Origin of the sequence: Rubrivivax benzoatilyticus JA2 = ATCC BAA-35, from assembly GCF_000190375.1 — a bacterium.
In the GTDB taxonomy this organism is placed as follows: domain Bacteria; phylum Pseudomonadota; class Gammaproteobacteria; order Burkholderiales; family Burkholderiaceae_C; genus Rubrivivax; species Rubrivivax benzoatilyticus.
This window is the reverse complement of the sequence record NZ_AEWG01000063.1, coordinates 78,863-98,365: the sequence shown is the minus strand read 5'-3', so window position 1 is coordinate 98,365 and position 19,503 is coordinate 78,863. Positions and strand designations below refer to the sequence as shown.

The following is a 19,503-nucleotide window of genomic DNA, read 5'->3' as shown; positions in this document are numbered from 1 at the left end:
CCGCAGCCGGCGCCGCATCAGGCGTCGGCCGGCGGCAGCCCCAGGCGCTCGGGGAAGGTGTAGGCGACGAGGTCCGCGCCGCGCACGAAGCCGGCGAGCAGCAGGCCGCAGGACTGCGCCAGGTCCACCGCCATCGCCGTCGGCGCCGAGACCGCGGCCAGCGCCGGCGCGCCCAGGCGCGCGGTCTTCTGCACCATCTCGAAGCTGGCGCGGCTGGTGATCGCGACGAAACCCTCGCCGGCCGCCAGCCCGGCGCGCTGCATCGCGCCGACCAGCTTGTCCAGCGCGTTGTGGCGGCCGACGTCCTCGCGCACCAGGCGGGCGTGGCCGTCGGCGTCGCACCAGGCGGCGGCGTGCGTCGCGCCGGCCAGGCGCTGCAGGCCCTGGGCCTCGCGCAGCTCGTGCTGGGCCCGCGCCAGCGCCTGCGGCGTGAAGGGGCGCGGCGCCAGCGCCGGCAGCGTCTGGCGCACCTGACCCAGGCTGTCGGTGCCGCACAGGCCGCAGCCGGTGCGCCCGGCCAGCGTGCGCCGGCGCTCGCGCAGCCGCCATTCGCAGGCTGCCGAGACCTCCAGGTGCAGCTCGATGCCGTCGCAGCCGGGCACGGCCTCGACCGAACGCAGCTCCTGCGCGTCGGCCAGGCCTTCGGTGGCGCAGAAGCCGCGCGCGAAGTCCTCCAGATCGGCCGGCGTGGCCATCATCACGGCGTGCGAGATGCCGTTGAAGACCAGCGCCACCGGCACTTCCTCGGCGACCCAGTCGTCGGCCGCCTGCACCACGCCGCCGCGGCGCGCGACGACACGCAGTCGGCGCAGGCCTTCGGGAACGGCGGTGTCGGCAGGCTTCATCGGCGGGCGGGATTGTCGCCGCGCCGGCTGCCCGACGCCGGCGCTGGGACTAGGGCAAGTGCCATGACGTGATCTGCAACGCACTGTTAGCATGTGAAAAGCTCCTGGTTCGTGCCGCTCACGTCCGCGGGGGCAGCGCACGATGAGTCAGTGGCCGGCCATCGTGCCGCCCTCACCACTCATGGCCGCACCCGCCAGGCGCCGTCGATCCATCCTTCACAGCCACGGGAATGCGCTCATGAAGCAGCTCTCCAGGCGCCAGTTCATGAAAGTGACTGGCTCCACGCTGGCGGGATCGAGCTTGGCGCTGATGGGCTTCTCGCCAGCCACCGCGCTGGCCGAAGTCCGCCAGTACAAGCTCGCCGCCACCACGGTCACACGCCAGACCTGCACCTACTGCTCGGTCGGCTGCGGCATCCTGATGTACTCGCTCGGCGACGGCGCCAAGAACGCCAAGCGTTCGGTGATCCACGTCGAGGGCGACCCCGACCATCCGGTCAACCGCGGCACGCTGTGCCCCAAGGGCGCCGGCCTGCTGGACATCATCAACAGCCCCAACCGGCTGCTGTTCCCCGAGGTCCGCGAGCCCGGTTCCAGCGAGTGGAAGCGCATCTCCTGGGACGAGGCCAACACCCGCATCGCCCGGCTGCTGAAGGAAGACCGCGACGCCAACTTCGTCGAGAAGACCGAAGACGGCCTGACGGTCAACCGCTGGCTCACCACCGGCATGCTGGCCGCCTCGGCGTCCAGCAACGAAGCCGGCTACATCACCCACAAGGTCGCCCGTTCCTGGGGCCTGCTCGCATTCGACAACCAAGCCCGTGTCTGACACGGCCCGACGGTGGCAGGTCTTGCCCCGACGTTTGGCCGTGGAGCGATGACGAACCATTGGGTCGACATCAAGAATGCGGACGTCATCCTGATCATGGGCGGCAATGCCGCCGAAGCTCACCCCTGCGGGTTCAAGTGGGTCACCGAGGCGAAGGCGCACAACAAGGCGCACTTCATGGTGGTCGATCCGCGCTTCAACCGCTCTGCGGCGGTGGCGGACTTCTACGCCCCGATCCGCTCCGGCAGCGACATCGTCTTCCTCGGCGGGGTCATCCACTACCTGCTCGAGAACGACAAGATCCACCACGAGTACGTCCGCAACTACACGGACTTCAGCTTCATCGTGCGCGAGGACTTCGCGTTCGAGGACGGCATCTACTCGGGCTACAACGCCGACAAGCGCAGTTATGACCGCACGAGCTGGGACTACGAGCTCGGCGCCGACGGCTTCGTCAAGACCGACCCGACGCTGGAGCACCCGCGCTGCGTCTACCAGCTGCTGAAGAAGCACTACAGCCGCTACACGCCGGACAAGGTCGAGAGCATCTGCGGCACGCCGAAGGCCAAGTTCCTGCACGTCTGCGAGAAGCTCGCGTCGACGGCCGTGGCCGGCCGCGCGGCGACGATCCTCTACGCGCTGGGCTGGACGCAGCACTCGATCGGCGCGCAGATCCTGCGCACCGGCGCGATGGTGCAGCTGCTGCTGGGCAACATCGGTGTCGCCGGTGGCGGCATGAACGCGCTGCGCGGGCACTCCAACATCCAGGGCCTCACCGACCTGGGCCTGCTGTCGGCCAGCCTGCCGGGTTACCTGTCGCTGCCCGGCCAGGCCGAGCAGGACTACCAGAAGTACGTCGACACCCGCACGCAGAAACCGCTGCGTCCGGGCCAGATGAGCTACTGGCAGAACTACCCGAAGTTCCACGTCAGCCTGATGAAGGCCTGGTACGGGCCGAACGCGACCGCCGAGAACCACTGGGCCTACGACTACCTGCCCAAGCTCGACAAGCAGTACGACATGCTGCAGGTCTTCGAGCTGATGAACCAGGGCAAGGTCAACGGCTACATCGCCCAGGGCTTCAACCCGCTGGCGGCGCTGTCCAACAAGGACCGCGTGCGCGACGGCCTGTCGAAGCTGAAGTTCCTCGTCGTGATGGACCCGCTGGCCACCGAGACCAGCGAGTTCTGGAAGAACCACGGCGAGTACAACGACGTCGACAGCTCGAAGATCCAGACCACCGTCTTCCGCCTGCCGACGACCTGCTTCGCCGAGGAGGACGGCGCGGTCGTCAGCTCCAGCCGCGTGCTGCAGTGGCACTGGAAGGCCGCCGAGCCGCCGGGCGAGGCGCGCACCGACATCCAGATCATGTCGGCGCTGTTCCTGCGCCTGCGCGAGATGTACAAGAAGGACGGCGGGGCCTTCCCCGACCCGATCCTCAAGCTCTGGTGGCCGTACGCGCACGCCGAGGAGCCGACGCCCGAGGAAGTGGCCAAGGAGTACAACGGCCGCGCGCTGGCCGACGTCTTCGACCCCAAGGACCCGACCAAGCTGATCCGCAAGGCCGGCGAGCAGCTCGCCGGCTTCGGCGAGATGCGCGACGACGGCTCGACGATGGGCGGCTGCTGGATCTTCGCCGGCTGCTGGACCCAGGCCGGCAACCAGATGGCGCGCCGCGACAACTCCGACCCGACCGGCATCGGCAACACGCTGAACTGGGCCTGGGCCTGGCCGGCCAACCGCCGCGTGCTCTACAACCGCGCCTCCTGCGACGTCGAGGGCAAGCCGTTCAACCCGCGGCGCAAGCTGATCGGCTGGAACGGCAGCGCCTGGGGCGGCGCCGACGTGCCGGACATGGCGCCGACGCTGGCGCCCGAAACCGGCGCCGGGCCGTTCATCATGAACCCCGAGGGCGTGGCGCGTTTCTTCGCGCGCAAGGGCCTGGCCGAAGGGCCGTTCCCCGAGCACTACGAGCCCTTCGACACGCCGCTGGGCTACAACCCGCTGCACCCGAAGAACCCGCTGGCGACCAACTCGCCGGCGGCGCGCGTGTTCAAGCCGATCTGGGAGACCTTCGGCAAGGCGGCGGACTACCCGCACGTCGGCACCACCTACCGCCTGACCGAGCACTTCCACTACTGGACCAAGCACGCGCTGCTCAACGCGATCACCCAGCCCGAGCAGATCGTCGAGATCGGCGAGGTGCTGGCGCAGAGCCTGGGCATCGCCGCCGGGGACCTGGTGAAGGTGTCGTCCAAACGCGGCTACATCAAGGCGCGTGCGGTGGTCACCAAGCGCATCAAGCCGATGACGATCGAGGGCAAGCCGGTGCACCACGTCGGCATCCCGATCCACTGGGGCTTCAAGGGGGTGACCAAGCCGGGTTTCCTGGCCAACACGCTGACGCCGTTCGTCGGCGACGGCAACACCAACACGCCCGAGTTCAAGACCTTCCTGGTCAAGGTCGAGAAGGTCTGAGGAGCGCCCATGTCACTGCAATCTCTCGACATCAAGGCGCGCTCGGCCACGACGACACCCTCGCCGCAGGCGCGGGTGCCGGCCTCGGGTGAAGTCGCCAAGCTGATCGACGTCTCCAAGTGCATCGGCTGCAAGGCCTGCCAGACCGCCTGCATGGAGTGGAACGACCTGCGCCAGGAGCCGGGCACCAACCTGGGCGTCTACGACAACCCGGTGGACCTGACCTCGGCCGCGTGGACGGTGATGCGTTTCACCGAACACGAGGACGAGAAGACCGGCAACCTGGAGTGGCTGATCCGCAAGGACGGCTGCATGCACTGCGCCGACCCGGGCTGCCTGAAGGCCTGCCCGTCGCCCGGCGCGATCGTCCAGTACACCAACGGCATCGTCGACTTCCACCAGGAAAACTGCATCGGCTGCGGCTACTGCATCACCGGCTGTCCGTTCAACGTCCCGCGCATCTCCAAGACCGATCACAAGGCCTACAAGTGCACGCTGTGCTCCGACCGCGTCGCGGTCGGCCAGGAGCCGGCCTGCGTGAAGACCTGCCCCACCGGGGCGATCATGTTCGGCACCAAGCAGGCGATGAAGGACCAGGCCGCCGAGCGCATCGAGGACCTGAAGGAACGCGGCTACGCCAACGCCGGCCTGTACGACCCGGCCGGCGTCGGCGGCACGCACGTCATGTACGTGCTGCACCACGCCGACGACCCGAAGCGCTACGAAGGCCTGCCGGCGGACCCGTCGGTGAGCCCGGTGGTCGGCTTCTGGAAGGGTGCGCTCAAGCCGATGGCGGTGGCCGGCCTGGCGATCGCCGGCTTCGCCTCGCTGTTCCACTACATCACCAAGGGCCCGAACGACGTGTCCAAGGCCCTGGAGGACGAGATGGAACGCAAGGACCGTGAAGCCCTGGCCAACGAAGAGGAGACGCCGCGATGAGACGCAACCCACGCGACCTCGTGCGCTACAACGCCTCCGAACGCGCCAACCACTGGGCGGTCGGCTGGTTGTTCCTGGGCGTCATGCTCTCGGGCCTGGCCTTCTTCCACCCGGCGCTGTTCCCGTTGACGATGTTCTTCGGCGGCCCGACCTGGGCGCGCATCCTGCACCCGTACATCGGCGTCGGCATGGCGCTGCTGTTCACGATCATGGCCTGGCGCTTCTGGCGCCTGAACGTGATCGAGCCGGTGGACGTGGACTGGCTGCGCAACGTCGGCAAGATGGTCGACGGCGACGACCACGACATGCCGGCGCAGGGCAAGTACAACGGCGGCCAGAAGCTGCTGTTCTGGGCCCTCGTCGTCTGCATGGTGGTGATGGTGATCACCGGCATCCCGATGTGGCGCGCCTGGTTCACGTTCCCGGTCGGTGTCGTGCGCGTGGCCTCGCTGCTGCACGCCATCGCCGGCATCGGCATGATCCTGCTGATCGTCATGCACGCCTACGCGGCCATCTGGACCCGTGGCACGATACGCGCGATGTTCTACGGCACCGTCACGCGCGCCTGGGCCAAGCAGCACCATCGCAACTGGTATCGCAAGATGACCGGCGACGAGAGCTGAACCCCGCCTGACCCGCGCCGCCCGCGTGTCGCCAGCCGGCGGCCGCGGGCGGTGTCACTTGCAACGAACAAGGAACCCGCGTGCAGCGAATCCTCCAGCCGGGCGAGATCGAGGCCCTGGACGCCATCGACTTCCCCCGCATCCGCCTGCCCCGGCCGGCGGAGCTTTATGCCGAACGCGCCGCGCGCCTGCGCCAGCTCGCCGACGGCCACCCGATCGCCGACTACCTGCGTTTCGTCGCGCTGCTGGCCGACGGCCAGGCCGCCGCGGCGGCGACGGTGAAGACCACGCCGCCCGACGCCGCCGTGCTGCAGCGCGCGCTCGAACACGGCATGCCGCCGCTGCCGACGCAGGACAAGCCAGACCCCGCCTGGCGCGAGGTGCTGGCGCAGATCGTCGAGCGCGCGCTGGCCGCCGGCGACACGCTGCCGGCACCGCTGCGCGAGCAGCTGCAGCGCCTGCGCACGATGGACGCCGCGGCGCTGGACGCGCTGGCCGTCGACCTGCTCGACGAGGACGTCGACGCCGACACCGCGGCGCTGCAGCCGGTCGTGATGGCCGCGCTGCAGCTCGTCTGGGCCGACCGCGCCAGCCGGCTCGACGCCGACGCGCTGGGCGTGCCGGCCGAGCCGACGACCTGCCCGGTCTGCGGCACGCCGCCGGTGGCCAGCGTGCTGCGCATCGGCGGTGCCGCGGGCGGCCACCGCTACCTGCACTGCGCGCTGTGCGCCACCGAGTGGCACATGGTGCGTGTCAAGTGCAGCCACTGCGAGTCGACCGCCGGCGTGCGTTTCCTCGGTGTCGAGGACGGCGGCAAGACCGTGCTCGCCGAGACCTGCTCGGCCTGCCACAGCTACCGCAAACAGGTCGACCAGCACCAGGACCCGCTGGCCGAACCGCTGGCCGACGACCTGGCCAGCCTGCGCCTGGACCTGCTGATGGCCGAGACCGAGTTCGAGCGCGCCTCGGGCAACCCGCTGCTGGCGCTGCCCGAGCCCGCCGACGAGGCATGACGGCGCCGACCGCCCGCCTGCCGGCCGTCGACCGCGTGCTCGGCTGCGCCGAACTGGCGCCGCTGCTGGCCGCGCACGGCGCGACACGCACGACGGCCGCGGTGCGTGCGCGGCTGCAGCGCCTGCGCGAGCGCCTGCTTGCCGGCGAACTTCCGGAAGCCGAACTCGCGCTGCCGGCCATCGCCGCCGCGGTGGCCGCGGCACTCGCTGCCGAAGACCAGCCGCGGCTGCGCGCCGTCTTCAACTGCACCGGCACCGTGCTGCACACCAACCTCGGCCGCGCGCTGCTGCCCGACGCCGCGGTGCAGGCCGTCGTGCAGGCGCTGACGGCACCGGCCAACCTGGAATACGACCTGGCGACCGGCGGCCGTGGCGACCGCGACGACGTCGTCGACGAGCTGCTGCGCGAGCTGACCGGCGCCGAGGCGGCGACGGTGGTCAACAACAACGCCGCCGCGGTGCTGCTGATGCTGTCCTCGCTGGCGCCGCGCAAGGAGGTCATCGTCTCGCGCGGCGAACTGGTCGAGATCGGCGGCGCCTTCCGCATCCCGGACATCATGGCGCGTGCCGGCGCCAGGCTGGTCGAGGTCGGCACGACCAACCGCACCCACGCCCGCGACTACGAAGGCGCGATCGGCGCCCGCACCGCGCTGCTGATGAAGGTGCACTGCAGCAACTACGCCGTCGAAGGTTTCACCGCCAGCGTGGCCGAGAGCGAGGTCGCGCGCATCGCCCACGCCCACGGGCTGCCGCTGGCCGTGGACCTGGGCAGCGGCACGCTGGCCGACCTGGCGGCGCACGGCCTGCCGCGTGAGACCACGGTGCGCGAGACGGTCGCCGCCGGTGCCGACGTCGTCAGCTTCAGCGGCGACAAGCTGCTCGGCGGCCCGCAGGCCGGGCTGATCGTCGGCCGCAAGGACCTGATCGCCAAGATCAAGAAGAACCCGCTGAAGCGAGCGCTGCGGGTCGGCAAGCTGACGCTGGCGGCGCTGGAGCCGGTGCTGCGCCTGTACCGCGAGCCCGAGCACCTGGCGGCACGGCTGCCGACGCTGCGGCTGTTCACACGCCCGCAGGCCGAGATCCGCGCCGCAGCTGAACGCCTGCGTGCGCCGCTGCAGGCCGCGCTCGGCGACGCCGCCGCAGTCGAGGTCGTGGCGCTGAGCAGCCAGATCGGCAGCGGCGCGCTGCCGGTCGACACGCTGCCCAGCGCCGGCCTGGTGCTGCGCCCGGCCGGCAAACGCAGCGGGCGCGCGCTGGCGCGGCTGGAAGAAGCCTTGCGCGGCCTGCCGCGGCCGGTGATCGGCCGCATCGCCGACGGCGCGCTGTGGCTGGACCTGCGTTGCATCGAAGCGGCGGACGAAGCCGCGTTCGCGGCCCAGTTCGGCGCGCTGGCCGAGGCCCTGGGGACGCCACGATGATCGTCGGCACCGCCGGCCACATCGACCACGGCAAGACCGCGCTGGTGCGCGCGCTGACCGGCGTCGCCACCGACCGGCTGAAGGAAGAGCGCGAGCGCGGCATCTCGATCGAGCTCGGCTACGCCTACGCGCCGCTGGCCGACGGCACGGTGCTGGGCATCGTCGACGTGCCGGGCCACGAACGTTTCGTGCGCACGATGGTCGCCGGCGCGGTCGGCATCGACCATGCGCTGCTCGTCGTCGCCGCCGACGACGGCGTGATGCCGCAGACGCGCGAGCACCTGGCGATCCTCGACCTGCTGGGCGTGCACCACGGCTCGGTGGCGCTGAACAAGGCCGACCGCGTGCCGCCGGCGCGCCGCGACGAGGTGCGCGCCGAGATCACCGCGCTGCTGGCCGGCACACCGCTGGCCGGCGCGCCGGTGTTCGAGACCGTGGCCACCGCCGACGCCGACCCGGGCGTCGCCGCGCTGCGTGCGCACCTGGAAGCCGTCGCGCACGAACGTTCGCAACGCGCCGCAGACGGCGCATTCCGCCTCGCCGTCGACCGCGTCTTCACGCTCGCCGGCCAGGGCACGGCGGTCACCGGCACGGTGTTCGCCGGCCGCGTGCAGGTCGGCGACACGCTGCAGCACTCGGCCAGCGGCCAGGCGGTGCGCGTGCGTTCGATCCACGCCCAGAACCGCGCCGCCGACGAAGGCCGCGCCGGCCAGCGCTGCGCGCTGGTGCTGGCCGGCATCGACCGCGACACGATCCAGCGCGGCGACTGGATCGCCGCGCCGGCCACGCTGCAGCGCTGCGAGCGCCTGGACGCCCGCATCCGCCTGCTGCCCGACGCGCCCGCGCTGGCGCACTGGGCGCCGGTGCACGTTCACGTCGGCACCGGCCACCACCTCGCCCATCTGGTGCCGCTGGACGCCCAGCCGCCGGCCGCCGGCGCCTCGGCGCGGGTGCAGCTCGTGTTCGAAACGCCGGTCTGGGCCCTGCCCGGCGACCGGCTGATCCTGCGCAACGCCCAGGCCAGCCGCACCATCGGCGGCGGCCGCGTCGTCGACCTCTGGGCGCCCGAACGCCGGCGCCGCAGCGCCGAACGCCTGGCCTGGCTGGACGCGCTGGAAGCGGCGCAGGCCGAGGCCACGCCCGAAGCCGCAGCCCGCCTGCTGGCACTGGCACCGGCCGGGCTGGCGCGCTCGCGGCTGGTGCTGCTGCTGGGCCACGACACGGCGCCGGCCGACGCCGTCGCCATCGCGCTGCCCGGCGGCGACACGCTGCTCGTCGCGCCGCCGGTCTGGCGACGCTGGCGCGAGCGCATCGCCGCGGTGCTGGCCGACTTCCACCAGCGTTCGCCCGACGACCCCGGCCTCAACGCCGCGCGCCTGCGGCGCATCGTCCAGCCGGGCACCGCCGACGCCGGCACCGACGCGCTGTGGCCGGCGCTGCTGGACGCCATGCTGGCCGACGGCTCGCTGGCGCGCCAGGGTTCCTGGCTACACCTGCCCGGCCACGCGGTGAACCTCAGCGCCGCCGAGCAGATCCTGGCCGAACGCCTGCTGCCGCGCCTGGCCGACGGCGGCGCCGACCCGCCCTGGGTGCGCGACCTGGCCGCCGCCACCGCCGCGCCCGAGGACCAGGTGCGCACGGTGCTGCGCAAGCTGGCGCGCCGCGGCGAGCTGCAGCAGGTCGTCAAGGACCTGTTCTATCCCGAAGCGACCGTCACGAAGCTGCTGGCGCTGCTGGACGAACTGAGCGTCGCCGCGCCGCGTGGCGAGGTCGGTGCGGCCGAATTCCGCGACGCCTGCGGCCTGGGGCGCAAACGCGCGATCCAGGTGCTGGAGCACTTCGACCGCGTCGGCTACACGCGCCGCGTGCGCGACCGGCGGGTGCTGCGCGAACGCCCGGCCGGCCCTGCCCCGGCAAGCGGCGCGGGGCCCTGATACGATCCGCCGCCCCTCGCCAGGGGCGACATGGAAGGCAAACGCACCCGGTGGTGCGCCCGGGCTTCAAACCCGGTCGGGGGCGTCAGCCGCTCCCGGGTAGGTTCGACTCCTGCTGCCTTCCGCCACTCACGCGGCCAGGGCGCGCGCGTGGTGCTCCAGGTGATCGGCCACGAAGCTGGCGATGAAGTAGTAGCTGTGGTCGTAGCCCGGCTGGCGGCGCAGCGTCAGCGGGTGGCCGGCGGCGGCACAGGCTTCTTCCAGCAGCTCCGGCTTCAGCTGCCCGGCCAGGAACTCGTCGGCCTCGCCCTGGTCGACGAGCAGCGGCAGGCGCTCGGCGGCGCCGGCGATCAGCGCCGTCGCGTCGTGTGCCGCCCAGCGGCTCTCGTCCTCGCCCAGGTAGGCGGCGAAGGCCTTGCGGCCCCAGGGCACCCGCGCCGGCGCGACGATCGGCGAGAAGGCCGAGACACTCGCGTAACGCCCCGGATGGCGCAGCGCCAGCGTCAGCGCGCCGTGGCCACCCATCGAGTGGCCGAAGATGCCGCGCCGACCGGTCGTCGCGACATGGCTTTCCACCAGCGCCGGCAGCTCGTGCACGACGTAGCTCTCCATGCGGTAGTGGCGCGCCCAGGGCTGCTGCGTCGCGTCGAGGTAGAAGCCGGCGCCCTGGCCCAGGTCGTAGGCCGCGTCGTCGGCGACACCCAGCGTGCCGCCGGGGTCACGCGGGCTGGTGTCGGGCGCGACGAGGATCAGCCCCAGCCGCGCCGCGTGCGCCTGCGCGCCGGCCTTGGTGATGAAGTTCTGCTCGCTGCAGGTCAGCCCCGACAGCCAGTAGACGACCGGGCAGGCCTGGCCGGCCAGCGCCTGCGGCGGCAGGTACAGGCCGAAGCGCATCTCGCAGCCCAGCGTGGCCGAGTCGTGGCGCCAGACCTCCTGGCGGCCGCCGAAGCTGGCGTGGTGTTCGACGCGTTGCATCGCCACCGCCTCAGTAGTGCACGACGCTGCGGATCGACTCGCCGCGGTGCATCAGCTCGAAGGCCTCGTTGATCTCAGGCAGCGGCATCGTGTGCGTGACGAAAGGCTCCAGGCGGATGCGCCCGGCCATCGCGTCCTCGACCATGCCCGGCAGCTCGCTGCGGCCCTTGACGCCGCCGAAGGCCGTGCCCAGCCAGCGCCGGCCGGTGACGAGCTGGAACGGCCGCGTCGAGATCTCCTGCCCCGCGCCGGCGACGCCGATGACGACCGACTGGCCCCAGCCGCGGTGCGCGCACTCCAGCGCCGCGCGCATCACGTGCACGTTGCCGATGCACTCGAACGAATGGTCGACGCCCCAGCCCGTCATCTCGACGATGACCTGCTGGATCGGCTTGTCGTGGTCCTTCGGGTTGACGCAGTCGGTGGCGCCGAAGGTGCGTGCGAGGTCGAACTTCGACGGGTTGGTGTCGATGGCGATGATGCGGCCGGCGCCGGCGAGCTGGGCGCCGTGCACCACCGCCAGGCCGATGCCGCCGAGGCCGAAGACCGCCACCGTGTCGCCCGGCTGCACCTTGGCGGTGTTCTTCACCGCGCCCAGGCCGGTCGTCACGCCGCAGCCCAGCAGGCAGACCTGCTCGGGGTTGGCTTCGGGGTTCACCTTGGCCAGCGAGACCTCGGCGACGACGGTGTACTCGCTGAAGGTCGAGCAGCCCATGTAGTGGTAGATCGGCTGGCCGTTGTAGGAGAAACGCGTCGTGCCGTCGGGCATCAGGCCCTTGCCCTGCGTGGCGCGCACCGCGACGCAGAGGTTGGTCTTGCCGGACTTGCAGAACAGGCATTCGCCGCACTCGGCCGTGTACAGCGGGATCACGTGGTCGCCCGGCTTGACGCTGGTGACGCCTTCGCCGACCTCGACGACGATGCCGGCGCCCTCGTGGCCCAGCACCACCGGGAACACGCCTTCGGGGTCGTCGCCGCTCAGCGTGAAGGCGTCGGTGTGGCAGACGCCGGTGTGGGTGATCTTGACCAGCACCTCGCCCTTCTTCGGCGGGGCGACGTCGATCTCGACGATCTGCAGCGGCTGGCCGGCGGCGAAGGCGACGGCGGCACGGGACTTGATCATGGGTGTCTCCTGGTGGGGCGGTTCAGCGTGTGAAGGAGCGCACGAGCCGCACGAGGCGGTCGACCTCGGCCTGCGGCTCGGCCGTCGGCAGCGCACGTTCGGCGCTGGCGCCGAAGGTCTCGCGCAGATGGCCTTCGAGCACGTCGGCCATCAGCCCGTGCGCGGCACCGCGCAGCGCCGCCAGCTGCTGCAGCAGCTCGCCGCAGTCGGTGCCGGCTTCGACGGCACGTTCCAGCGCCTCGGCCTGGCCCTTGATGCGGCGCAGCCGGGTGACGACACGTTTGCGTTCGGCCGGCGAGTGCGGCATCGGCGGGCTCCTTTGTACTGGGGGGGAGTATAAGCAGCCGCGCGGGGAACGCCAGCGCCCTGCTCGCGGCAGGGTCGCGCCAGGGACAGCGCGGTAACTCAGCCGGCCTTGGCCAGCACCCGCGTGATCGCCTGGCGCAGCAGGTCCAGCCCGAGGTCGATCTCGGTGTCGCTGACGGTCAGCGGCGGCGCGATGCGGAACACGCCGCCCATGCCGGGCAGCTGCACGATGTTCATGCTCAGGCCCAGCGTCATGCACTCGCGTGTGATCGCGGCGCCGAGTTCGGGCGCGGCTTCGCGCGTGGCGCGGTCCTTGACCAGCTCCAGCCCGAGCAGCAGGCCGCGGCCGCGCACGTCGCCGATGCACTCGAAGTCGCGCTGCAGCGCCTGCAGGCCGGCCTGCAGCCGCGCGCCGGCGGTGCTGGCGCGCTCGACGAGATGGTCGCGCGCGACGATGTCCAGCACCTTGGCGCCGACGGCGGCCGGCAGCGGGTCGGAGACGTGCGTCGTGTAGAAGAGGAAACCGCGTTCGTGGCAGGTCTCTTCGATCTCGGCGGTCGTCAGCACCGCGGCCAGCGGCAGGCCGGCGCCCAGCGTCTTGGACAGCGTCATGATGTCCGGCGTCACGCCGTCGCGCTGACAGGCGAACATCAGCCCGGTGCGGCCGACGCCGGTCTGGGCCTCGTCGAGGATCAGCAGCATGCCGCGTTCGACGCACTTGGCCTTCAGCGCCGCCAGGTAGCCCGGCGGCAGCTCGAGGATGCCGCCCGAGCTGAGGATGGGCTCGGCGATGAAGGCCGCCAGGCTGCCGCAGGACTGGCGGTCGACGAGGTCGAAGGCGTAGTCGAGTTCGGCCTGCCAGTCGTAGACGCCGCCGCGCTCGAAACGCGGGCGGTACGGGTACGGCGCCGGGATCGCGAACGAACCCACCGCCGCCGGGCCGTAACCCCGGCGCCCGGCGCTGTAGGTGGCCGACGCGGCGCCGCCCGTCATGCCGTGCCAGGACTGGGCGAAACCGACGACCTCGTGGCGGCCGGTGTAGAGCTTGGCCAGGCGCAGCGCGGCTTCGTTCGATTCGGCGCCGGTGGTCAGCAGCAGCGCACGTTCCAGCCCGGCCGGCGCGACGCCGGCGAGCTTGGTCGCGAGCTCGACGACCGGGCGGCTCAGCATGCCGCTGAACAGGTGGTCCAGGCGCTGCGCGTGCTCGGCGACGACCTCGGCGATCTCCGGGTGGCCGTGGCCGAGCAGCGCGCTCATCTGGCCCGAGGTGAAGTCCAGGATCGCGCGGCCGTCGGCGTCGTAGACGAAGCTGCCGTGGGCACGTTCGATGATCATCGGCTCGAAGCGGCCGCCGTAGCGCACGAGGTGGCGGCGGGCGTTCTGCCAGAACTGCGGGTCGTCGTTGCGGGACATGCGGCGGGCTCCAGGAAGGTCGGACTGCCCGCAGCCTAAGCAAGCCCCAGCATCAAGAAAAGCTAATCTATCTGACGGCAGCCATCAGCCATACTGATGGCTTGAGCCGAGACCTGGACCCCGACCTGCTGCGCTGCTTCGTCGCCGTCGCCGAGACGCGCACGCTGGGCCGCGCCGCCGCGCGCATCGGCCGCACCCAGGCCGCGGCGAGCATGCAGGTCAAGAAGCTGGAGACGCTGATCGGCCAGCCGCTGCTGCACCGCGGTGCACGCGGCGTGACGCTGACGCACCACGGCGAGCGCCTGCTGGGCCATGCGCGCACGCTGCTGCAGCAGCACGACGCGGCGCTGGCCGAGCTGACCGGGGCCGGCCTCACCGGCACGCTGCGTTTCGGCTGCCCCGACGACTACGCCGCCGCCTTCCTGCCGCGCATCCTGCGCGGCTTCGCCGGGCGGCACCCGCAGGCCGTGGTCGACGTCGTCTGTGCGCCCAGCCCGCGGCTGGAGGAACGGCTGCGCCGGCACGAGCTGGACCTCGCGCTCGTCTCCACCGCCGACGGCACCGAGCCGGCGCTGCGCCGCGAGCCGCTGGTCTGGGTCGGCCTGCGCGACGACGAGGGCGCGGCGCGCGAGCCGCTGCGCCTGGCCTTGTCCGACCCCGACACGCTGGATCACCGCGCCGCCTGCGAACGCCTGGACGCCGCCGGCGTCGCCTACCGCGTGGCCTACGCCAGCGCCGGCATGGCCGGGCTGCTGGCCGTCGTGCGCTCGGGTCAGGCGATCGCGGTGCTGACGCAGTCGGCAGTGCCGGCCGACCTGCGCGTGCTCGCGCCCGACACGCGGCTGCCGGCGCTGCCGGCGGTCGGCGTGCTCGTCAGGACGGCGCTGCCGCGCCCGGCGGCGCTGGTCGCCGAGTTCGTGCGCCACCTGCACGAGGTCGTCTCCAGCGCATGAGAGGCATCGCGGCACGGGCGATGCTTGCCCGCTTTCCATCGAACATCGGCGGCCGCAGCCGCCAAGACAGGACAACGAGATGAAGGTTTCCGTGATCGGAATGGGTGCCGTCGGCACCGAGATCGTCGGTCTGCTGGTGCACATGAGCGAGGTGACGGAGATCGTCGCCATCGACAAGCTGCGTGAACGTGCCGAAGCCGAGATCTGGGACTTCTCCCACACGACGCCGTTCACCTACGCGAAGAACCCGCGGCTGGTCGTCGGCGAGTATCCGGAGACGGCCGGCAGCGACATCGTCGTCATCACCGCCGGCGCGCAGTTGCAGAAGGGCCAGACGCGCGACGACCTGGTGCGTGTCAACAGCCAGATCCTGCAGGACATCATCGGCCGCGTGGAGCACCACTCGCCGGGCGCCGTCGTCATCAACGTGACCAACCCGGTCGACGTGATGACCCAGGTGATGCTGCGCGCGTCCAGCTACCCGCGCGAGCGCCTGCTGTCGGCCGGCACGCTGATCGACACCGCGCGTTTCCTGCGCATCCTGGCCGAGCACGTCAAGATCGACCCGAAGAACCTCTACGGCTACATGCTGGGCGACCACGGCGCCACCGGCTTCATCCCGTGGAGCCTGTGCCGCGTCTGCGGCGCCGAGGTCGACACCTTCTGCCGCCTGAACGGCCTGCCGCCGGTGGACCGCGAGGACATCCGCCGGCGCACGCTGGAAGCGGGTTTCCGCATCTTCGAGCGCAAGGGCAACACCAACCACGGCATCGCCGCCAGCGTGTTCCGCATCATCCGCGCGATCGAGTGCAACGAGCAGTCCATCCTGCCGCTGGGCGTGCTGCTGAAGGGCGAGTACGGCGTCGACGACCTGGTGATGAGCGTGCCCTGCGTCGTCGGCCGCGGCGGCGTGCAGCGCATCCTGGCGCACGAGTTCACGGCCGAGGAGGAGGCCCAGTTCCGCGCGTCGGAGCGGCATCTGCGCAGCCTGCTGGCGCTGGCCTAGGGTCTGCGGCCGGGGGCAAGGTCGCGCCAGCGGGCTCCGGCACTCTGCCGGAGTGCGCCCAATTACCGAAACATCGAACACTCCGGCGGGCGCGGACACCCGCCACGGCCGATCGGTGAAGAATGTCGAACGTGGGCGGTCCCGCGAGTGTTTCGCCGCCCGTTCAACCGATGCCGTTTCGACTTCGTGATCTGCGCCTGAGCATCGCCACCTGGATGGTGGTGGTCATGTTGCTGGCCTGGCTGCCGCTGCTGGGCTTTGCCGGCGCTGCCACCTGGCGCCTGATCGAATGGCGTGAAGGCGATGCGTTCTCCGCGCTGGAGCGGCGGGCTTCCGTGACGGCCAGCGCCGTGGCACGGGAGCTGGCGAGCATCCGGTCGGCCGCCAAGGCGGTCGTGCTCAGCCAGGCGGCACTGTCCGGCGACCTCGAGCGGCTGCACGCGCACTGTGCGCGCCTCGTCGAACAGGACACGCGCCTGCTGTCGATCAGCGTGCACAACCTCGCGGGTGAGCAGTTGTTGAACACGCGGGCGGCGTTCGGCACCCCGGCAGCCGATGTCGCGGAGGTCAAGACACTGCACGCGTCGCTCGACGGGAGCGTCGACGGGGCTTCGGCGCTGACCATCGAGCCGGGCTCCGGACGGCTGGCGCTCGTGCTCGAGGTGCCGTTCTCCACGTCAAACGGGCAGCCGCTGTTCCTGCACGTCGTCGTCACCCCGCAACTGCTCAACACGGTGCTTGCCGAGCAGCGCTGGCCGGCCTCGTGGCTGGGCTCCGTCGTCGATCAGCGTGGAACGATCATCGCGCGCTCCCGCGACGCCGAGCGCTACGTCGGCCAGATGGCCAGCGCGACGCTGCGGGAGCGGCTTCGCGGCCAGCCGACAGGCGTCTACGAATCCGTGACGAACGACCAGATCCCGGTCTACACGGCCTCGCACGAGGTACCGGGCACACGGTGGTGGGTCAACGTCGGGCAACCCATCGGCACCCTGAAGTCCGAAGCCCGCGACGCCCTGGTCGGCCTGGCCGTGGTCGGAGCCCTGTGCCTGGGCGGAGGCTTGATCGGAGCACTTTGGCTCGCGCGGGCAGTCGCCGAGGCCTCGCGCCGCGGCGATCCCAGCCGAAACGTCGTGCGCGAGATCGGCCACCTCCAGGCACAGTTGCATGGCGCCCAGCTCGACCCCCTGACGGGCCTGGCCGGTCGTCGGGCCTTTCTCGAGATGGGCCACCAGCTCCTGACCGCGGCCGCGCACGCCCCCGGCAGAGGCCTTGCCCTGCTCTTCCTCGACCTCGACGGTTTCAAGGGCCTGAACGACCGGCTCGGACACGCCGCCGGTGACCGGGCGCTCCAGGATGTCGCCAAGGTGCTGCGCGAGCATGCGCGCAGCGACGACCTGACCGCACGACTGGGCGGCGACGAGTTCGTGCTGGCGTTGCAGGCGCCGCGGGACACGCTGGACAAGGTCAGCCACGAGGTCGGCACGCGCCTCATCCAGGCGGTCAGCGAGCTTCCTCACGAACTGGGATGCAGCATCGGGCTGGCCATCGCACGCGACGGGGAGGCGCTGGACGCCCTGCTGGAGCGCGCCGATCGTGCGATGTACGAAGCCAAGCGCGCGGGCCGCGGGCGGGTCATCACAGCCACCTGAGCCGGGCGCTGTCGCGCCGCAGACCACGTCTTGCACGCGGCCTTGCGCGCGGGGAGGACACCCGGGCGGACCCACCGAGCCCGGCCCGCCGGGAACTGCCGCGGATGCCCGCCGCGACGGGCCGAGAACATCCGGCGCAAAAACGAAAAAGGACTTGGCGTTTCCGCTAAGTCCTTGTCGCTCAACGCTTTTGGCGTCGAAAATGTTGGTGGGCCCTGTAGGATTCGAACCTACGACCAACGGATTAAGAGTCCGCTGCTCTACCAACTGAGCTAAGAGCCCTGATTCGGTATCCGCTGTTCGCTTGGTGGGTCGTGCGTGACTCGAACACGCGACCAACGGATTAAAAGTCCGCTGCTCTACCGACTGAGCTAACGACCCCGTCGTCTGCGGAGCCTCGCATTATAGGCAGTGTTCAGCGGGCTGTGCAAGAACTTTTTGCGCGCACGATGCGATCAACCGCTTGCGCCGCCGCGACGAGGCCGAAGGTGGCCGTCACCGTGACCGCCGAGCCGTAGCCGGCACAGTTCAGGCTGCCGTCGGTCGCGCAGGCGCCGGCCTGCGGCGGGGCCACCGGCTCGCGCGAGAAGACGCAGGTCAGGCGCGCCGCACCCTGCCGCGGCACGACGCCGTCGCGGCGCAGGCGCTGGCGCAGGCCGGCGAGCAGCGGGTCGTGCGTGGTCTCCGACAGATCGGCGACCTCGACCCGCTGCGGCTCGCGTTTGCCGCCGGCGGCGCCGACGCAGATCACCGGCACGCCGGCGGCGATGCCCCAGGCCGCCAGCGCGGCCTTGGCGCGCGCCTGGTCGCAGGCGTCGATCAGCACGTCGACCGGGCACGGCAGCAGCGCCGGCCAGTGGTCGGGTTCGACGAACTCCTCGACGCGCACGACCTCGCAGCCGGGGTGGATGTCGGCGATGCGTGCCGCCAGCGCGTCGACCTTGGCCATGCCGAGCGTCGCGCCCAGCGCCTGGATCTGGCGGTTGATGTTGGATTCGGCGACCTGGTCCAGGTCGATCAGCACGAGGCGGGCGACGCCGCAGCGTGCCAGGGCCTCGACGGCCCAGGAGCCGACGCCGCCGACGCCGACGACGGCCACACGCGCCGCACGCAGCCGCTCGTAGCCGGCATCGCCGTACAGGCGCCGCAGCCCGCCGAAACGCCGCTCCAGGTCGGCGGCGGCATCGTCGAGCACGGCGCTCACTTCAGCGACGCCAGGCGCTCCTTGCCGGCCACGGCCGCCTCGGACTTCGGATAGGTCTTCAGCAGCTCGTCGATGGTGCGGCGGGCGGCGCGTGTGTCCTTGGCCTCGGCCTGGCTGTTGGCCAGCGCCAGCAGCGCTTCGGGTGCACGCGGATGCTGCGGCGCGGCGGCGACGAAGGCGCGGAAGCTGGCGATCGCGCCCTTGTAGTCGCGGCGGCCGTACTGGGCGTTGCCGAGCCAGAAACGCGCCGAGTCGACATAACCGCTGGACGGGTAGCGCGTCAGGAAGCCCGACAGCGCCGTCGAGGCCTTGTCGAAGTCGCCGGTGCGCAGCACGCCCATCGCGTCTTCGTAGGCCGCCCGCTCGTCGGCGGTGACCTCGAACTCCTTGCCGTCGATGCTGACCTTGGTCGGCTCGAGCTTGCGCAGCCGGTCGTCGAGCACCTGGCTGGCGTCCTTCTGGCGGCGCTGCAGTTCGGAGACGTCGCGCACGAGCTGCTCGTCGCTGCCGCGCAGCCGCGCGACCTCGGCACGCATCGCCTCCAGGTCGTTGTTCAGGGTCAGGATGGTGCGGCGCAGCGAATCGATGGTCTCGTTCTGCTGCGCCGCGGTCGCGGCCGTCTGGTCCTCCACCGCGCGCAGGCGCTGGCGGAGGTCCAGGATGGCCTTGCGCGCCTCGTCGTCCTCGAACAGGCCGGCCTGCGCCGGCATGCTGACGACGACCAGCGCGGCCAGGGCCACCGCGGCGGCCCCGGGCAGGCGACGAATCGTTCCCCGCAGGCCCGGCAGACGGCCC

The 19,503-nt window shown here is 71.4% G+C and carries 16 protein-coding genes and 3 tRNA genes; 10 read left to right on the top strand and 9 right to left on the bottom strand.

Going from position 1 to position 19,503, the window contains the following annotated elements:
• Window positions 1-17: 17 nt before the first annotated feature.
• Complete coding sequence (gene fdhD, locus RBXJA2T_RS07190) at window positions 18-845, bottom strand: formate dehydrogenase accessory sulfurtransferase FdhD (protein WP_009856676.1); 828 nt, start codon at window positions 843-845, stop codon at window positions 18-20.
• Between the two features lie 238 nt (window positions 846-1,083).
• On the opposite strand from fdhD, the gene fdnG reads away from it, so the two are divergent.
• The 7 genes from fdnG (at window position 1,084) to RBXJA2T_RS07150 (ending at window position 10,207) form a co-directional block, all read left to right on the top strand.
• Window positions 1,084-4,152, top strand: coding sequence for a formate dehydrogenase-N subunit alpha (gene fdnG, locus RBXJA2T_RS07180; protein WP_081467602.1), 3,069 nt, complete (start codon window positions 1,084-1,086; stop codon window positions 4,150-4,152).
• A 9-nt stretch (window positions 4,153-4,161) separates the two neighbouring features.
• Window positions 4,162-5,091 carry a formate dehydrogenase subunit beta gene (gene fdxH / locus RBXJA2T_RS07175; RefSeq protein WP_009856673.1) on the top strand — a complete coding sequence of 310 codons (930 nt, stop codon included), beginning with the start codon at window positions 4,162-4,164 and terminating at the stop codon, window positions 5,089-5,091.
• The gene (locus RBXJA2T_RS07170) at window positions 5,088-5,714 is read left to right on the top strand and encodes a formate dehydrogenase subunit gamma (protein WP_009856672.1); all 627 of its coding nucleotides are present in this window, start codon (window positions 5,088-5,090) and stop codon (window positions 5,712-5,714) included. Before fdxH ends, RBXJA2T_RS07170 begins: the two co-directional genes overlap by 4 nt.
• Window positions 5,715-5,794: 80 nt before the next feature.
• Window positions 5,795-6,727, top strand: a complete 933-nt coding sequence (fdhE, locus tag RBXJA2T_RS07165; protein ID WP_009856671.1) for a formate dehydrogenase accessory protein FdhE — start codon at window positions 5,795-5,797, stop codon at window positions 6,725-6,727.
• Complete coding sequence (gene selA / locus RBXJA2T_RS07160) at window positions 6,724-8,145, top strand: L-seryl-tRNA(Sec) selenium transferase (RefSeq protein WP_009856670.1); 1,422 nt, start codon at window positions 6,724-6,726, stop codon at window positions 8,143-8,145. The genes fdhE and selA overlap by 4 nt, the downstream gene beginning before the upstream one ends.
• Window positions 8,142-10,079 carry a selenocysteine-specific translation elongation factor gene (gene selB, locus RBXJA2T_RS07155; protein WP_009856669.1) on the top strand — a complete coding sequence of 646 codons (1,938 nt, stop codon included), beginning with the start codon at window positions 8,142-8,144 and terminating at the stop codon, window positions 10,077-10,079. Before selA ends, selB begins: the two co-directional genes overlap by 4 nt.
• Before the next feature lie 32 nt (window positions 10,080-10,111).
• Window positions 10,112-10,207: transfer RNA gene (locus tag RBXJA2T_RS07150), tRNA-Sec, on the top strand.
• 1 nt (window position 10,208) lies between these two features.
• Here the strand turns inward: RBXJA2T_RS07150 and fghA are convergent.
• From fghA to RBXJA2T_RS07130, 4 genes are all read right to left on the bottom strand, one after another.
• Window positions 10,209-11,054 (bottom strand): S-formylglutathione hydrolase, encoded by an 846-nt coding sequence (fghA, locus tag RBXJA2T_RS07145; RefSeq protein ID WP_009856668.1) that lies wholly within the window; start codon window positions 11,052-11,054, stop codon window positions 10,209-10,211.
• 10 nt (window positions 11,055-11,064) lie between these two features.
• Entirely contained in the window at window positions 11,065-12,174 is a 1,110-nt protein-coding gene (locus RBXJA2T_RS07140; RefSeq protein WP_029718969.1) for an S-(hydroxymethyl)glutathione dehydrogenase/class III alcohol dehydrogenase, read from the bottom strand.
• A 25-nt stretch (window positions 12,175-12,199) separates the two neighbouring features.
• Entirely contained in the window at window positions 12,200-12,484 is a 285-nt protein-coding gene (locus RBXJA2T_RS07135) for a metal/formaldehyde-sensitive transcriptional repressor (protein WP_009856666.1), read from the bottom strand.
• 98 nt (window positions 12,485-12,582) lie between these two features.
• Window positions 12,583-13,896, bottom strand: coding sequence for an aspartate aminotransferase family protein (locus RBXJA2T_RS07130; RefSeq protein WP_009856665.1), 1,314 nt, complete (start codon window positions 13,894-13,896; stop codon window positions 12,583-12,585).
• A gap of 101 nt (window positions 13,897-13,997) precedes the next feature.
• Between RBXJA2T_RS07130 and RBXJA2T_RS07125 the strand changes: the two genes are divergently transcribed.
• From RBXJA2T_RS07125 to RBXJA2T_RS07115, 3 genes are all read left to right on the top strand, one after another.
• Window positions 13,998-14,849 (top strand): LysR substrate-binding domain-containing protein, encoded by an 852-nt coding sequence (locus RBXJA2T_RS07125; protein ID WP_009856664.1) that lies wholly within the window; start codon window positions 13,998-14,000, stop codon window positions 14,847-14,849.
• A gap of 79 nt (window positions 14,850-14,928) precedes the next feature.
• Window positions 14,929-15,855: a malate dehydrogenase gene (locus RBXJA2T_RS07120; RefSeq protein ID WP_029718968.1), complete on the top strand. Its 927-nt coding sequence runs from the start codon at window positions 14,929-14,931 to the stop codon at window positions 15,853-15,855.
• Window positions 15,856-15,977: 122 nt separating this feature from the next.
• On the top strand, window positions 15,978-17,504 hold the full coding sequence (locus RBXJA2T_RS07115; protein WP_085977002.1) for a GGDEF domain-containing protein: 1,527 nt from the start codon (window positions 15,978-15,980) through the stop codon (window positions 17,502-17,504).
• A 206-nt stretch (window positions 17,505-17,710) separates the two neighbouring features.
• Here RBXJA2T_RS07115 and RBXJA2T_RS07110 read toward each other — a convergent pair.
• The 4 genes from RBXJA2T_RS07110 to ybgF all read right to left on the bottom strand — a co-directional run bounded on the left by RBXJA2T_RS07110 (window position 17,711) and on the right by ybgF (window position 19,448).
• Window positions 17,711-17,786 (bottom strand) — tRNA-Lys (locus tag RBXJA2T_RS07110).
• A 23-nt stretch (window positions 17,787-17,809) separates the two neighbouring features.
• A tRNA-Lys gene (locus RBXJA2T_RS07105) sits at window positions 17,810-17,885 on the bottom strand.
• A gap of 34 nt (window positions 17,886-17,919) precedes the next feature.
• On the bottom strand, window positions 17,920-18,708 hold the full coding sequence (locus tag RBXJA2T_RS07100; protein WP_009856661.1) for a tRNA threonylcarbamoyladenosine dehydratase: 789 nt from the start codon (window positions 18,706-18,708) through the stop codon (window positions 17,920-17,922).
• A complete protein-coding gene (gene ybgF, locus RBXJA2T_RS07095; RefSeq protein WP_009856660.1) occupies window positions 18,705-19,448 on the bottom strand; it encodes a tol-pal system protein YbgF in 744 nt (247 codons plus the stop codon). Before ybgF ends, RBXJA2T_RS07100 begins: the two co-directional genes overlap by 4 nt.
• Window positions 19,449-19,503 lie beyond the last annotated feature (55 nt).

Bases quoted from the DNA above. Each gene is read 5' to 3' on its own strand.
- RBXJA2T_RS07120 (WP_029718968.1), top strand. From the start codon at position 14,929: ATGAAGGTTTCCGTGATCGGAATGGGTGCCGTCGGCACCGAGATCGTC.
- RBXJA2T_RS07170 (WP_009856672.1), top strand. From the start codon at position 5,088: ATGAGACGCAACCCACGCGACCTCGTGCGCTACAACGCCTCCGAACGC.
- fghA (WP_009856668.1), bottom strand. From the start codon at position 11,054: ATGCAACGCGTCGAACACCACGCCAGCTTCGGCGGCCGCCAGGAGGTC.
- fdxH (WP_009856673.1), top strand. From the start codon at position 4,162: ATGTCACTGCAATCTCTCGACATCAAGGCGCGCTCGGCCACGACGACA.
- selA (WP_009856670.1), top strand. From the start codon at position 6,724: ATGACGGCGCCGACCGCCCGCCTGCCGGCCGTCGACCGCGTGCTCGGC.
- fdhD (WP_009856676.1), bottom strand. From the start codon at position 845: ATGAAGCCTGCCGACACCGCCGTTCCCGAAGGCCTGCGCCGACTGCGT.
- selB (WP_009856669.1), top strand. From the start codon at position 8,142: ATGATCGTCGGCACCGCCGGCCACATCGACCACGGCAAGACCGCGCTG.
- RBXJA2T_RS07115 (WP_085977002.1), top strand. From the start codon at position 15,978: ATGTCGAACGTGGGCGGTCCCGCGAGTGTTTCGCCGCCCGTTCAACCG.
- RBXJA2T_RS07135 (WP_009856666.1), bottom strand. From the start codon at position 12,484: ATGCCGCACTCGCCGGCCGAACGCAAACGTGTCGTCACCCGGCTGCGC.
- RBXJA2T_RS07130 (WP_009856665.1), bottom strand. From the start codon at position 13,896: ATGTCCCGCAACGACGACCCGCAGTTCTGGCAGAACGCCCGCCGCCAC.